General features: G+C 58.3%; 19 protein-coding genes and 1 tRNA gene. 7 read left to right on the top strand and 13 right to left on the bottom strand.

The window, feature by feature from the left end; translation table 11 throughout:
- Positions 1–3 precede the first annotated feature (3 nt).
- Positions 4–192, bottom strand: coding sequence for a DUF6324 family protein (locus ACR0C5_RS05415; protein WP_170769357.1), 189 nt, complete (start codon positions 190–192; stop codon positions 4–6).
- A gap of 77 nt (positions 193–269) precedes the next feature.
- On the opposite strand from ACR0C5_RS05415, the gene ACR0C5_RS05410 reads away from it, so the two are divergent.
- The gene (locus tag ACR0C5_RS05410) at positions 270–752 is read left to right on the top strand and encodes a GNAT family N-acetyltransferase (RefSeq protein ID WP_480875101.1); all 483 of its coding nucleotides are present in this window, start codon (positions 270–272) and stop codon (positions 750–752) included.
- Between the two features lie 47 nt (positions 753–799).
- Positions 800–876: transfer RNA gene (locus ACR0C5_RS05405), tRNA-His, on the top strand.
- An 85-nt stretch (positions 877–961) separates the two neighbouring features.
- On the opposite strand, the gene ACR0C5_RS05400 is transcribed toward ACR0C5_RS05405, so the two are convergent.
- The 11 genes from ACR0C5_RS05400 to secG form a co-directional block, all read right to left on the bottom strand.
- Positions 962–1360 carry a hypothetical protein gene (locus tag ACR0C5_RS05400; protein ID WP_480875098.1) on the bottom strand — a complete coding sequence of 133 codons (399 nt, stop codon included), beginning with the start codon at positions 1358–1360 and terminating at the stop codon, positions 962–964.
- Between the two features lie 112 nt (positions 1361–1472).
- On the bottom strand, positions 1473–2279 hold the full coding sequence (locus tag ACR0C5_RS05395; RefSeq protein ID WP_170788435.1) for an ABC transporter permease: 807 nt from the start codon (positions 2277–2279) through the stop codon (positions 1473–1475).
- The gene (locus ACR0C5_RS05390) at positions 2276–3163 is read right to left on the bottom strand and encodes an ABC transporter permease (RefSeq protein WP_170769835.1); all 888 of its coding nucleotides are present in this window, start codon (positions 3161–3163) and stop codon (positions 2276–2278) included. Before ACR0C5_RS05390 ends, ACR0C5_RS05395 begins: the two co-directional genes overlap by 4 nt.
- Before the next feature lie 68 nt (positions 3164–3231).
- Entirely contained in the window at positions 3232–3945 is a 714-nt protein-coding gene (locus tag ACR0C5_RS05385) for a transporter substrate-binding domain-containing protein (protein ID WP_170769361.1), read from the bottom strand.
- Positions 3946–3977: 32 nt separating this feature from the next.
- The gene (locus ACR0C5_RS05380; RefSeq protein WP_170769362.1) at positions 3978–4754 is read right to left on the bottom strand and encodes an ABC transporter ATP-binding protein; all 777 of its coding nucleotides are present in this window, start codon (positions 4752–4754) and stop codon (positions 3978–3980) included.
- Positions 4755–4879: 125 nt separating this feature from the next.
- Entirely contained in the window at positions 4880–5623 is a 744-nt protein-coding gene (locus ACR0C5_RS05375; RefSeq protein WP_174819334.1) for a phosphate/phosphite/phosphonate ABC transporter substrate-binding protein, read from the bottom strand.
- Between the two features lie 5 nt (positions 5624–5628).
- Positions 5629–6066: a tellurite resistance TerB family protein gene (locus ACR0C5_RS05370; protein WP_170769364.1), complete on the bottom strand. Its 438-nt coding sequence runs from the start codon at positions 6064–6066 to the stop codon at positions 5629–5631.
- 20 nt (positions 6067–6086) lie between these two features.
- Positions 6087–6536, bottom strand: coding sequence for a tellurite resistance TerB family protein (locus ACR0C5_RS05365; protein WP_170769836.1), 450 nt, complete (start codon positions 6534–6536; stop codon positions 6087–6089).
- A gap of 103 nt (positions 6537–6639) precedes the next feature.
- A complete protein-coding gene (locus ACR0C5_RS05360; RefSeq protein WP_480875093.1) occupies positions 6640–7407 on the bottom strand; it encodes an isocitrate lyase/PEP mutase family protein in 768 nt (255 codons plus the stop codon).
- A gap of 94 nt (positions 7408–7501) precedes the next feature.
- Positions 7502–9145, bottom strand: coding sequence for a CTP synthase (locus ACR0C5_RS05355; protein ID WP_170769366.1), 1644 nt, complete (start codon positions 9143–9145; stop codon positions 7502–7504).
- Between the two features lie 161 nt (positions 9146–9306).
- Positions 9307–9672 (bottom strand): preprotein translocase subunit SecG, encoded by a 366-nt coding sequence (gene secG / locus ACR0C5_RS05350; protein WP_170788438.1) that lies wholly within the window; start codon positions 9670–9672, stop codon positions 9307–9309.
- 150 nt (positions 9673–9822) lie between these two features.
- Here secG and nthA point away from each other — a divergent pair, with 150 nt between their 5' ends.
- The 5 genes from nthA (at position 9823) to ACR0C5_RS05325 (ending at position 13194) form a co-directional block, all read left to right on the top strand.
- On the top strand, positions 9823–10437 hold the full coding sequence (gene nthA / locus ACR0C5_RS05345) for a nitrile hydratase subunit alpha (protein ID WP_480875699.1): 615 nt from the start codon (positions 9823–9825) through the stop codon (positions 10435–10437).
- Positions 10434–11111: a nitrile hydratase subunit beta gene (gene nthB / locus ACR0C5_RS05340; RefSeq protein WP_170788439.1), complete on the top strand. Its 678-nt coding sequence runs from the start codon at positions 10434–10436 to the stop codon at positions 11109–11111. Before nthA ends, nthB begins: the two co-directional genes overlap by 4 nt.
- Positions 11108–11443, top strand: a complete 336-nt coding sequence (locus ACR0C5_RS05335) for a nitrile hydratase accessory protein (RefSeq protein ID WP_237217917.1) — start codon at positions 11108–11110, stop codon at positions 11441–11443. Before nthB ends, ACR0C5_RS05335 begins: the two co-directional genes overlap by 4 nt.
- Positions 11444–11656: 213 nt before the next feature.
- The gene (locus ACR0C5_RS05330) at positions 11657–12952 is read left to right on the top strand and encodes an adenylosuccinate synthase (RefSeq protein WP_480875089.1); all 1296 of its coding nucleotides are present in this window, start codon (positions 11657–11659) and stop codon (positions 12950–12952) included.
- The gene (locus ACR0C5_RS05325; protein ID WP_480856698.1) at positions 12952–13194 is read left to right on the top strand and encodes a DUF2842 domain-containing protein; all 243 of its coding nucleotides are present in this window, start codon (positions 12952–12954) and stop codon (positions 13192–13194) included. The genes ACR0C5_RS05330 and ACR0C5_RS05325 overlap by 1 nt, the downstream gene beginning before the upstream one ends.
- A 15-nt stretch (positions 13195–13209) precedes the next feature.
- Here the strand turns inward: ACR0C5_RS05325 and ACR0C5_RS05320 are convergent, their stop codons facing one another.
- Positions 13210–13755 (bottom strand): GNAT family N-acetyltransferase, encoded by a 546-nt coding sequence (locus ACR0C5_RS05320; RefSeq protein WP_170769372.1) that lies wholly within the window; start codon positions 13753–13755, stop codon positions 13210–13212.
- Positions 13756–13779: the final 24 nt, after the last annotated feature.

Genomic DNA, 13779 nt, shown 5'->3' with positions numbered 1-13779 from the left:
GCGTTAGCCTTTCACCGCCAGCGCGGCTTGCGCGGCAGCGCGGATCTCTTCGGCGATTTCTTCAGCCTCGTCGGGTTCGAAATCCATCGGAATCTCGACGCCATCAGCCTCGATGAACAGGCGCACCATGCCTTGGTCGGTCGGGCCGATTTGCAGGTTGGCCTGAATGTCACGTTCGGTGTTGATACCCATTTGCGCCTCCGGGGATGAGCGTTTGTGCTAGCGCGCAAAGACTTGAGAATCAAGCCGCTGATCGGGTCAGATGAGGAATGAACGACACGGTGATCAGACTTTTTCACCCATCAGACGTTCCGTGGCTGGTCGCGCAGCACGGCCTTCTTTACGAGCGCGATGAAGGGTTCGACAAAAGCTTTGCGCGCCTTGTGCAGCATATACTGGAAGAGTTTGTGGCAACCCATGACCCGTCCTGTGATCGCGGTTGGATCGCGGAGCGGGCAGGCGTTCCTCTGGGGAGTATCTTCTGCGTGCGACTGGATGAGATCACTGCAAAACTGCGCCTGTTCTTTCTAGTGCCCGAGGCGCGCGGAAAAGGTTTGGGTAAGCGCTTGCTGCATACCTGTATGGACCACGCCCGCGACACTGGGTTTGAGAAAATGTCGCTATGGACCCACGAAAGTCACCGTGCCGCTTGCGCGCTGTATCAGGCGACGGGATGGCAATTGACGGGTAGCAAACCGGTGCATTCTTTCGGGGTCGATCTTGTCGAACAAAGCTGGGAAATTCGGCTTTAATCCTCTTGCATTCCCTCGGCGCGTTCGGTACATCGCCCCTCACGAGTGCCGCCTTAGCTCAGTTGGTTAGAGCGCTGGATTGTGGATCCAGAGGTCCCCTGTTCAAGCCAGGGAGGCGGTACCATCTCCCTCATCATCGGTTGAATAATTACAAGGCTGCTTGTCCGGCTGAATGCATGTGCATTGCTGTTCGCGGCGGCGATTTTTCCTTAGACCGAGATCTTACCAGACAGAATTCCTGCAAAGAAGGTGATCAGCCAAAGCGCAACCCAGATCCACAGGAGGGGCTGTTTCTTGATCCGGCCGTGTCGGATCAAAGGAAAGGACAGGGCCGCGCCCGCCAGAGGGAACAGAGCCGTGAATGGCACCAGTGAGAATATCAGCGGCAACATGAAAGGCAGGGTAAAAGCTGCCATTAGAAACGACAGCCCGACATAGGCTAGTGTGACAACCGGGCCGGCCTGAGACTCGCCGACGAGGAACGGAATGGACGATACCAGCATCAGCGCCGCTGTTAACGGAGCCGAGATGAAAAGCGCCAGGGCAGCACAGGTGCAAAGGCTGCGGAAGGGCTTGGTGGTATCAAAATTCCAAGTTCTGAGCTTCACGAAGAAACGCCTTGGGGTGTTGGCCGGCGAAGCTGCGGGGCCGCTCTGCGGTGGCGTGCTTTCGGGACCACTGCCAGAACCGCATCAAAGCCTGCGACAGGAATGCTGTGTCTCAGCGGGCCAGATTTAGTCTCAACTTCATCTTGCTGCGTTTGGCCACGGGCAGGTGCCGGTTTAGGTGTTTGTTCACCAGCCCAAAGCCCCAGATCACCACTAGAGTCAGCAGAATGAAATAGAAGGCCAGAATAGGGTAGGGGATGAACGGATTGAACGTCTTGTCCGCGAAATAGCCCGCGTAATAAAGCGCATCGCCCCGTTGTTGCCAGACTGGGAAGGCCGAGAAGAAGACCAGCGTGGTGGCGTGGAACAAAAAGATTGCCTCATTTGTGTAGGCAGGCCAGGCAAGCCGCAGCATGGTCGGCCAAATGATACGGCGAAACCGCGACCAGCCGGTCATTCCATAGGCGTCTGCAGCCTCAATATCGCCCTTGGGGATCGAGCGTAGGGCACCATAGAAGATCTCGCCTGAATATGCGGCGGTGTTGCAGAACAACACGATCAACGCTCCCAGCCAGGCAGAGGTCAGTGCGTCGAAGAAGGGAAAACTCTGCTTGAGGGACAGGAAGAAGAAGTAGGCAAAGAAAAACTGGATGAACAGAGGAGATCCCCGGAACAGGAAAATGAACCACTCGGACGGTTTGCGCAGCCATTTCTTGCTTGACGCTTTGCCAACGGCCAGCGCTGTAGCCAGAAAGAACCCGGTCGCCAGCGCCATGATCCCGAAATAAATATTCCAGATCATGCCCGAACCGATCAGGGTGAATTGCTCGCATAGTGTAAAATCATTGCGCGGCAGAAGGCGTTCACCGATGCCGACCGAGCGAAGCGCATAGTCCTGGATGGTCTGGATGCAGCTCATGCGGTGGTCTCCTTGCGCAGAAGCTCTCCGCCTGCGGTGGCTTGTCCGTGCGACAGGCGACGCATCAACCGTTCAAGGCCGATTTCCGAGACGCGGGTCATGCCCAGGTAAAACACGAGCAGAGCAAGGAAGTACCACATACGCCAGTCGCCGTGCGGGTATTGGGTGAATTTCGGGTTTTTGAACGACCCCAGTTCGCGGGCCCAATAGACGATGTCTTCGATGCCCAGCAGGAACAGCAACGGTGTGGCCTTGATCAGCACCATCCAAAGGTTAGACAGGCCGGGCAGGGCGTAGACCCACATCTGTGGTACCAGAATGCGCCAGAATGTCTGGCGGCGGGTCATACCGTAAGCTTCGGCGGTTTCCAGTTGCGCATGCGGGACGGCGCGCATGCCGCCAAACAGAACATTGGCGGCAAATGCGCCAAACACGATTGAAAAAGTAATAACGGCCAGGAAAAAGCCATAGGTCTCGTGAACCCATTCGGGTGCAGTTCCAAGCGGCAGTTTGGCGGCCTGACAAACGATGAAATCATTGCCCTGTCGAACGGGGTCAGTCCATTCGGGGCAAAGAATCTTGTGGCGCGTCCATTCGAATGCCTGATCCAGCGCTATCACGAAGAACATGAAGAACGCGATATCCGGCACACCGCGAACGATGGCGATATAGCCTTTGCCCAACATGGCAAGCGGTGGAAAATGTGACCGCGCGGCCATGGCCCCCAGAAAGCCGAACCCCAATGCAACCGGGGCGGTGATCGCCAGCAGCAGCAGGACCTTGAAGAAGGATAGATAAAACAGCCAATGCACACCGTTGGTCAGGTAACAGGCAAACCAACGGAACGTGCCGAGTGTTTCGGGATCGGTGCAGAACGAGAAAATGGCGGGCCTCTTTGACTTGCAAGGGCTCTGAGGCGGCGCGCCCTAAGTAAGGCGCGCCGCAGAGTTTATCAGAAGGTCGAGGACACTTCCCACTTAGTGATCAGCGCGTTCAGGCTGCCATCGTCCTTCATGGACTGGATGGCCGCGTTGAACTTCTCTTTCAGCTCACCATCGGATTCGCGGATACCCATTCCGACACCGCCGCCCAGCGGAACGTCGTCACCCACAAAAAGCAGGCCCGAGCCATCTTCGGTAAAGGGTGCCAGGAACGACCGGTCAGCAAGGACTGCATCCGCTTCGCCGTTGCGCACAGCAGCAATGGTTTCCTCGGGGCTGGCGAACTCAACCAGAGTTGCACCGGAATCGGCCACATAACCCGCCTGAATCGTGCCGGTCTGGGCGGCGATCACACCACCAGCCAGGTCCACGCCATCAGACATGGCGATATAGGCCGACGGATCCGGCGGCGTGTAGTTCTGGGTAAAGTCGATGACTTCGTCACGCTCATCGGTGATCGACATGCCGGCGATGATTGCGTCGTAGTTGCCCGAGACGAGGTTCGGAATGATCGAATCCCAGTCATTCTTGACCCACTCGCATTCCAGACCTGCGCGTTTGCACAGCTCATCGCCCAGTTCACGCTCGAACCCGTCGATTTCGCCAGCGTCGTTGACGAAGTTCCACGGCGCATAGGCGCCTTCGGTGCCCAGACGAACGGTGTCCGCCATGGCCATGCCGGCGCTCAGCGCCAAGGCCGCAGTGGTCAGAATCAGTTTTTTCATTGGTTACTCCCCAGTTTAGTTCTGTCCTGAATTTATGCCGCCATAGTGGCGGATAGAAAGCCCTGAAGCCGTTCGGATTCAGGGGTGGTGAAGATATCTTCCGGCAGGCCTTCTTCTTCGATGAGGCCCTGATGCAGAAAGACGACATGGCTTGAGATATCAGCAGCCATCTTCATGTCGTGGGTCACGATGATCATTGTGCGGCCTTCGGCTGCCAGATCCTTGATCACCTTAATCACTTCCTGTTCCAGTTCGGGGTCCAGCGCCGAGGTGGGCTCGTCAAACAGCAGGGCCTCGGGCTCCATGCACAGCCCGCGTGCAATGGCGGCGCGTTGCTGCTGCCCGCCCGAAAGCTGCGCCGGGTAGACATCACATTTGTCGCCAATGCCCACTTTTTCCAGGTATTTTCGGGCGCTGTCCTCAACTTCGGCCTTGTCGCGGCCCAAAACGGTGACGGGGGCCTCCATCACGTTTTGCAAGATGGTCATATGGGACCACAAGTTGAATTGCTGAAACACCATCGACAGATTGGTGCGGATGCGCAGGACCTGTTTGGGGTCGGCGGGGCGGCGGTTGTGGCCCGAACCGCTCCACTGAACCGGTTCTCCCTTGAACAGGATTTCGCCCTGTTGGCTGTCTTCCAACAGGTTGCAGCAGCGCAGTAGTGTAGATTTTCCGGACCCGGATGAGCCGATCAGCGATACGACATCGCCGCGTCTGGCCGTAATATCCACCCCTTTCAGCACCTCAAGATTGCCGAAGCTTTTGTGTAGGTTCTTGATCTCGATGACCGGAGTGGAATCTGTCACGGGCGACCTGAGTGTTATTGGTGTTGGTGCGGTACTAGGGCTTAAAAATCAGCCTAATGCAATGCGCAAATGACATATATGAGGTCCGAAACCGTCAAATTGACCAGACGTTCTGGTCGAATCGATCAGGGATTGAGCAGCTTGGCAGCATCCTGCGAAGGGTTGGGGATGGCTAGATAGTCGCGGGCCGGTATCTCTATCAGATCCAAAAGGTGCAATGCATTGCGGTCGCGCGGGGATAAGGCGTTGATCGCACGCCGAACAGCTTGAGTTATGGCGGCCGCATCTTGAGTGCCCGATGTGATATAAGGCAGCGCCGGAGTGGGAGCTGTTGCCTCGACATCCCGCAATGCGGTTCCCAGCTTGGTGTGTTCCTTCAGCATCAACCAGGTTAGCGCATCCAGCGCTGCGAAATCGGCCAGACCGTCGGCAACAGCGCGCGCTGAGTTGGCATGTGCGCCTGTTTCCAAAGCAGACATCGGGCGTAGGCCCAAAGCCTCCAGGTGTACCAAAGGTCCGGTCCATCCAGACTGAGAAAGCGGCTCATTATAGGCAAAAACACCACGTGATAGCTCGGTCAAGTCGCGCGGGTCCTGAGTTCGCGCCACAAAAACCGAACGATAGTGGCCCGGTGGGCATCCCGAAAGCCCATGATCCGGTGTTCCTACCAGTTGCACCTGATCTTGCAAATGGGTGCGATAGGGCATTCCGCAGGTCTGCGCGAACAACAGGTCAGGGCTTTGCCAAACCTCCCATGCGTCGACATCGCGGGTCAGTTCGACAGGTCCATAGCCCAGATTGTCTCGGATCAAGGTCCAAAAGCGGTCGTGGGCAGGCCGCAGGCCGGGCATGTCGTACATGCCCAGCATCGCAATCACGACTTGGCGGCCTTTTGTCTGGCCAGCGCAGAATCCACATCGCTGACGCCAAGCAAGCTAACCACAAGTCGTAGCAGCGAGTCCTCCTCGCCGGTGCGGTGCCCATCAGCCAGCGCTACAGACCAGAGCGCCTGTACGACGGCCAGACGATCGTCATAGGCCACGGCTTCTTTGATGGCGCGGGTAAAGCGCACGGTATCGGGGGCCTCGGACTCAAGATCTTCGGCGCGGGCGCGCAGACCGGCCGCCTCGAACGGGGACAGGCCATAGCGTTCGGCGGAAATTCGGTCGATTCGCGCCATTTCGCTGTCGGCATAGTCATTGTCAGACCGCGCGATGCGCACCAGCAGCGCCGTTAGGGCAAGGCGGGCATCATCATCGACAAGTGGGTCGGGCTGGGGCTGCGTGAGCCGGGACAAGAAATCACTGAACATGGGTCAGATATAGATTGGGCCTAAGCCTCTTCCAAGCGCCTTTGCACCCGTTCGCGGGCTGTCTGGCTGTCATTATAGCTGAGCCCCATCGAAATACGGGCCTCTTCCACGATTTTCATCTCTCCCTCATCTGACTTTCCGTCGGCCAACACGACTTCCCACAAGGCGTCAAGCGCGGCGAGGCGTTCGTGCAGATCTGTGGTTTCGCGGATCAGCTTGCCGAACGTGTCGGTTTCTGGCGCAGCAGCGTGTAGCTTTTCGCAGGTGGCGCGAACCTTGGCGGCCTCGATCGCGTTATGCTGATAGAGCCGCGCAAGAATGCGGTCGATCAGGCTGATCTCTTCCAGTTTATAGTCCCGGTCCGCTTGCGCGACCCGCACCATCAGAGCCCCAAGGGCCAATTCGGCATCGGGGTCGGGCAGGGCATCGTGTTGGGGCGGGCGAAAGGCCTGAAAGAACTTTTTCAACATAGCGTGAGGATATTCCATATTTTGTAGTCCGCCAAGCACGGACTACAGGCCATAGCCTCAAATTGACATTTCTTTGCCGGGCGTCGCCCTGCGTGGCGGGGCGTCAGCCCAAGGCTGCTGCGGCCTGTTCCTGTAGCCACGCCACCATTTTGCGATAGGGCACAGGGCCATAGCTGATCCGCGCAACCCCCAGCTTGGCCAAAGTTGCGGTGTCGGGAGTGCCGGGCAGGGCGATGATGTTCACCGGCAGATCCGTGGCCTCACACAGGCGACCGATCATTGCTTCATCCTTTAAACCGGGGGCAAAGAACCCGCTGGCACCTGCATCAGCATAGGCTTTGGCGCGGGCGATGGCATCATCCAGCTTGGCGTCGTCGTGGGTGTCCGGCTGCGCCTTAAGGAAGATATCGGTCCGCGCGTTGACAAAGGCTGGGATACTGGCGGCATCACAACCCGCGCGCATCGCGGCCACGCGGGTCGCCTGCGTTTCGATGTCAAACAGGTCCTTGGTCCCGACGATCTGATCCTCGAAATTGAACCCGATGACCCCGGTTTCCAGCGCGCGCTGCACGTTGTCCGAAATGCCCTGCGCATCCGTGGCATAAGCCCCTTCGAAATCCAGCGTCACCGGAAGGTCCACCGCACCGATGATGCGCCGAGCGTTGTCCAACACATAATCCATGGGAATGTTCTGACCGTCCCCGAAACCCTGCGCCATCGCAACTGGTGCGCTGCCCGTGGCCAAGGCTTTGGCCCCGGCGTCCTGCACGGCCTTGGCGCTGCCCGCGTCCCAGATATTGTAGAGGATCACCGGATTGCCCTTTTGATGCAGGGCGGCAAAGGTCTTGGCGCGGGTGGTTTGATCGGTCATGGCAGGGCTCCTGTCTTGAAATTTGAAGACAGTTAACCCTGCAATAAGGCGTTTCGAACAGAAAAATCGAAAGCGCCCCTCACTTTGAGGTGACTTAGACCAGACGCGACGTCTCTTTCGCAGCGCGTACGAAGTCGCGGAACAGAGGGTGGGGCTCAAACGGTTTGGATTTGAGCTCGGGGTGGTATTGAACCCCGATGAACCATGGATGATCGGACCATTCGACAATCTCGGGCAGACGGCCATCGGGTGACATGCCCGAGAATTTCAGGCCCGCTTTTTCTAGCTTATCCCGATATTTGATGTCGACTTCATAGCGGTGACGGTGACGTTCTTCGATATTTGAGCCGCCATAAACCTCGGCCACCTTGGACCCATCCGCCAGAACCGCATCATAAGCGCCCAGACGCATGGTGCCGCCCTTGTCGTCGCCAACTTTGCGTTCGACCTTGTGGTTGCCCTGCACCCATTCTTTCAGGTGGTACACCACGGGTTCAAAACGCTTTTTCCCGGCCTCGTGGTCGAATTCTTCGGACCCGGCCTCGGTGATGCCTGCTGCGTTGCGGGCGGCCTCGATCACAGCCATCTGCATGCCCAGACAAATGCCCAGGTAAGGCACCTTATGTTCGCGGGCATATTGGGCCGCCTTGATCTTGCCCTCGGTGCCGCGCTCACCAAAGCCGCCTGGGACGAGGATTGCGTGGAAGCCCTCTAGATGCGGGGCGGCGTCTTCGGTGTCGAAGACCTCGGCATCGACCCACTCGACCTTTACGCGGACACGGTTCGCCATGCCGCCATGGGTCAGCGCCTCGGCGATTGATTTATAGGCGTCTTCCAACTGGGTGTATTTGCCGACGATGGCGACTTTGACCTCGCCTTCGGCGTTGTGGATGCGGTCGCTGACATCTTCCCATTTGGCCAGATCGGGTTTGGGGGCCGGGCTGATCTGGAACGCGTCCAGAACAGCCTGATCCAGACCTTCGCGGTGATAGGCCAGCGGAGCGTCATAGATGGTGCTGAGGTCCTGCGCCGCGATCACGCTGTCCGGGCGGACGTTGCAGAACAGGGCCAGCTTTTCACGTTCTTTCTTCGGAATCGGGCCCTCAGAACGGCAGACCAGAATATCCGGCGCCAGACCGATGGAGCGCAGTTCCTTGACCGAGTGTTGGGTCGGCTTGGTTTTCAACTCGCCCGACGCTTTGATGTAGGGCAGCAGTGTCAGGTGCATAAACATGCACTGACCGCGCGGCTTGTCCTGACTGAACTGACGAATGGCCTCAAAGAAGGGCAGGCCCTCGATATCGCCCACGGTGCCGCCGATTTCGCACAGCATGAAATCGACCTCATCCTCTCCAATGGCGATGAAATCCTTGATCTCATTGGTGACGTGCGGGATCACCTGAATGGTCTTGCCAAGGTAATCGCCGCGGCGCTCTTTCTCCAACACGTTGGAGTAAATCCGCCCGGAACTGACCGAGTCGGTCTTACGGGCAGCTACACCGGTGAACCGTTCATAGTGGCCAAGGTCCAGATCGGTTTCGGCCCCGTCATCGGTGACGAACACTTCGCCATGTTCAAATGGCGACATCGTGCCGGGGTCAACGTTCAGATAGGGATCCAGCTTGCGCAGGCGAACCGAGTAGCCCCGCGCCTGCAACAAAGCGCCCAAAGCTGCCGAAGCCAGCCCTTTGCCCAAGGACGAAACCACACCACCGGTGATGAAAATAAAACGCGCCATGTTTTTCGGCTAGCTCCCGTGAGACGTCAAAATCAGCTGCCCGACGGTTTACGAAAAACCGCTGCATCACGGGACTTCACATATAAAGGATTCGCGCCCATAGCGCAAGAGAACCGCAAGATGCTGTTGCAGTTCTCTGTCAGATTTCTAGGTTTTGTGGCTTAATCCGCTTGCGGGATCAGCGGCGCATTGTCGCCCTGCGCCGGAGGCAGCAGATCATCCGCCGACGGAACCGCCGGTGCGCTTTCTTCGGTTGCGGCCGGGGCAGGGACGCCCAAACGGTCAATGACTGAGCTGCCCGAGGATTTCTGCGCCGCAATGATCGTCAGCGTGATCGAGGTGACGATAAAGCACGCCGCCAGAATCCATGTGACCTTGCTCAGCGCAGTTGCGGCAGCGCGTCCGGTCATGGCGCCACCGCCACCGCCACCCATGCCAAGGCCACCGCCTTCAGACCGCTGCATCAGGACGACGGCTATCAGGCCCAAAGCCAGAAGAAGATGGATGATGAGAACGACGTTTTCCATGGTGGTCCTGTACAGCGTGGCGTGTATCGCGTGGTACTTATGCAAGTTTGGGTCCGGGGGCAAGACACGAGTTTCCATCACCTCTGGTGATGTGTGATATCACGTCAAAGGGACTGGACAGACTGGCGGATCGTGACGCAACCTGCGGCCATGCCACATGACGATCACGACCACCCGCACGCGCTGTTGCCGCCGGAACCTGCGCTTCGAGTCAAGGCGCTGGAGACGATTCTGACCCGTAAGGGTCTGATCGACCCGGCGGCTTTGGATGAAATCATCGACACCTATCAGAACAAGATCGGCCCTCAGAACGGCGCGCGCGTTGTCGCCAAGGCTTGGGCGGACCCCGAGTTCAAGCGCGCCTTGCTGGAGGATGCAACGCCCGTCGTCGCCGATCTGGGGTTTTACGGGCGGCAGGGCGAACACATCGTGGTCTTGGAAAACACGCCCGAGCTGCACAATATGGTCGTATGTACCCTGTGCAGTTGCTATCCGTGGCCGCTGCTGGGTATTCCGCCGGGCTGGTACAAATCCGATGCTTACCGCGCCCGCGCCGTGCGTGAACCGCGCAAGGTTCTGGCTGATTTCGGCGTGTCTCTGCCCAAAGACACCGCCATTCGCGTCTGGGACTCAACGGCTGAGATTCGGTATCTGGTTCTGCCGATGCGTCCCGAAGGCACAGAAAGTCTGTCCGAGGACGAACTGACCGCCCTTGTTACCCGCGACAGCATGATCGGCACCGGTCTTCCCAAGGTGCCCTCATGACCCGCGTTCACGATATGGGCGGGCGGTTCGGGGATGGCTCAGTTATCCCCGAGGCGGAAGATGCTCCAGTTTTCCCGCAGGAATGGCATGGGCGTGCTCTGGCCGTAACTTTGGCCGCTGGCTTCCTGGGGCAATGGAATATCGACATCTCGCGCCATGCGCGCGAACGTCTGTCACCAAAGGACTACACACGGTTTTCCTACTACGAGAAATGGATTTCGGGCTTGGCCGACCTCTTGATTGAACGGGGTGTCCTGACGTTGGAGGACCTAAAAGGCGGGAACGGTGACACCCCCCATCCGTTGGCGTCGCGAGCCCTGAAAGCAGAGAACGTCAGCGCTGCGCTGGCCAAGGGCGGCCCTGCGGACCGCCCGTCCAAGGTTGCTATGCGTTTCCAGCCGGGACAGGCCGTTCGCACGGCGCACCCATCCGCCAACCGCCTGATCGACGGTGGGCATACTCGGCTGCCAATTTACGCGGCCGGTGCGCAAGGGTGGATATTGCGCCTCCATGGGACACATGTTCTACCTGATTCCAACGCGCATGGATTAGGGGAAGCGCCCGAACCCCTCTACGCGGTGGCCTTCACGGCATCAGAACTTTGGGCAAACCCGGAAAACCCAAAGGACGAGGTCGTACTGGATCTCTGGCAAAGCTATCTGGAGCCCGCATGACCGACTGCGTCGCACACACAGCGCCCGAACCCGTTTTCGCCGAGCCCTGGCACGCACAGGTCTTCGCGGTGACTGTCGCATTGAATGAAGCAGGCCGATTCGAATGGCCAGATTGGGCCACCCGATTTTCCGCGACACTTAAGCGGCGGGGGCTTTCGAAAGAGTTGGATGGCGGAGACGACTATTTTCGAGCGTGGCTGGACGCGCTTGAAACCCTGTTGGAAGACGCCGGAGAGGCCGATGCGCAAGATATCGGCGAAATGTCGGCAGCTTGGGAAAATGCTTTTCTGACCACGCCGCACGGACAGCCAGTCAAATTGGCAACCGGGTAGGGGGCTCTGCCCCCGCCGCCCGTTCCGGGCGACTCCCCCGGGATATTTCTGGCCAGATGAAGCAGGGGATCCGCTCTTCATCTGGCTATAAATATCCCCGCCGGAGGCACCGCGCGCAGCGCGGTTTAAAGCTGCGGCGAATTATCGGTTTCCCTGTCGCTGTCACATCGCTATACGAGCCGAGTTTGATTACTCAGCGCAAAAGGACCTGTTATGGCCAATGTGGTTGTTGTCGGCGCCCAGTGGGGTGACGAAGGAAAAGGCAAGATCGTCGATTGGCTCAGTGAGCGGGCGGATGTGATTGCGCGTTTTCAGGGTGGGCATAATGCCGGTCATACGCTGGTTATCGATGGCGAGGTCTACAAGCTGCACGCGTTGCCTTCGGGTGTCGTGCGCGGGGGCAAGCTGAGTGTGATCGGCAATGGTGTTGTGCTGGACCCTTGGCATCTGCTCAAGGAGATTGGGACTATTCGCGCGCAGGGTGTTGAGATCTCGCCCGAGACACTGATGATCGCCGAGAACACGCCTTTGATCCTGCCAATTCATGGTGAACTTGACCGGGCACGTGAGGAAGCCGCAAGCAAGGGCACTAAGATTGGGACCACTGGTCGTGGGATCGGTCCTGCTTACGAGGACAAGGTGGGGCGCCGATCCGTTCGTGTTGCTGACTTGGCCGATGAGGCAACGCTCGAGGCGCGCGTCGACCGGGCGTTGCAGCATCATGATCCGCTGCGTAAGGGCTTGGGGATCGAGCCGGTTGACCGCGACGCGCTGATTGCGCAGTTGAAAAACGTCGCGGCGGAGATCCTGCCCTTCGCCGCACCGGTCTGGAAAGTGCTGAACGATAAGCGCAAGGCCGGTAAGCGCATTTTGTTCGAAGGGGCACAGGGGGCTTTGCTGGATATCGATTTCGGCACCTATCCGTTTGTGACCTCGTCCAACGTGATTGCCGGTCAGGCGGCAACGGGTGTGGGCATCGGGCCGGGCTCGATCGATTTTGTGCTGGGCATTGTCAAAGCATACACGACCCGTGTAGGCGAAGGTCCGTTCCCGACCGAACTGGATGATGCCGACGGACAGCGCTTGGGCGAGCGGGGCCATGAATTCGGCACCACCACGGGGCGCAAGCGCCGCTGTGGCTGGTTTGATGCCTGTCTAGTGCGTCAGACCTGTGCAACCAGTGGTGTGAACGGCATCTCGCTAACTAAACTGGACGTTCTGGACGGGTTCGAGACCTTGAAAATCTGTGTGGGGTACGAACTGGACGGCCAACGTCTGGACTACTTGCCCACCGCTGCGGATCAGCAGGCGCGTTGCAAGCCCATTTACGAAGACATGCCGGGTTGGAGCGAATCCACTGAAGGCGCGCGGAGCTGGGCGGACTTGCCTGCCAATGCGATCAAGTATGTGCGCCGGGTCGAGGAACTGATCGAATGCCCTGTGGCCCTTTTGTCCACCAGCCCGGAGCGGGACGACACCATTCTGGTGACCGACCCGTTTGCTGACTGATGAGCAGCGAGGAAAAGCCGGGCCTTAGCTATAAGGCGCGGCGTAGATGGTCTCTGGTTCTGCTGCTGGTGGGACTGCCAGCCTATATCGTGGCGGTTGTGACGGTCGTGAACTGGCTTGATCGACCGCCGATTTGGTTAGAACTTCTGGTCTATGTGGTTCTGGGCGTGCTCTGGGCTTTGCCGTTCAAATTTGTGTTTAAGGGTGTTGGCAAGGACGACCCGGATAACCCACAGGATTGACCGCCAATACCGACCTCACCTTCGAGGCCAACTGAGAATTGCACGGGCGAATGCATGGTATTCTCCGGAGATTTCTTCAGCCAGGCTAAAGGGTGAAGGCCATGGCGTCGCCAGTGTTGCTTCGATCTGGCCTGTGATTAGTTTCAATTCTGCTTTGTGCTTGGCTGCCAGACGACGCATCTTTTGGTTGGTGGCAAGGCACAGCATGTGGACTTCGTTGATCCCGCGATTGCGTGCAGCGGTAAGGAGGCGGGAGAGCAACCCGTCTCCAATGCCCCTGTCTTGCCAGCCAGTTTCAACAGTTAGCGCGACCTCTGCTACGTAGTTCAGGCTGTCCGGAACAGCCCGAAGTTCCCCTACGCCGCGCAGTCGTGAATCCGGGAAAGCCCCAAAAATCAACGCCGCATCATCAAAGATACCGGAAAGATAAGCTTCAACGAATTCTGTGCTGACGGGCGCGCCGAAACGCGATGTCAGTGCGTCACTATCCAATGATTTGAAGTGGCTTTCGATTTTGGGCCTGTCATAGGGCCTCAGACGGCGAATCGGAAGTTCATACATGGCGCGACCTCTGTTTGAACCGAG

It is taken from the genome of Ruegeria sp. N8 (assembly GCF_056531325.1).
Note: the sequence above shows the minus strand (reverse complement) of the source record. Positions and strands in the feature narration are given on the sequence as shown.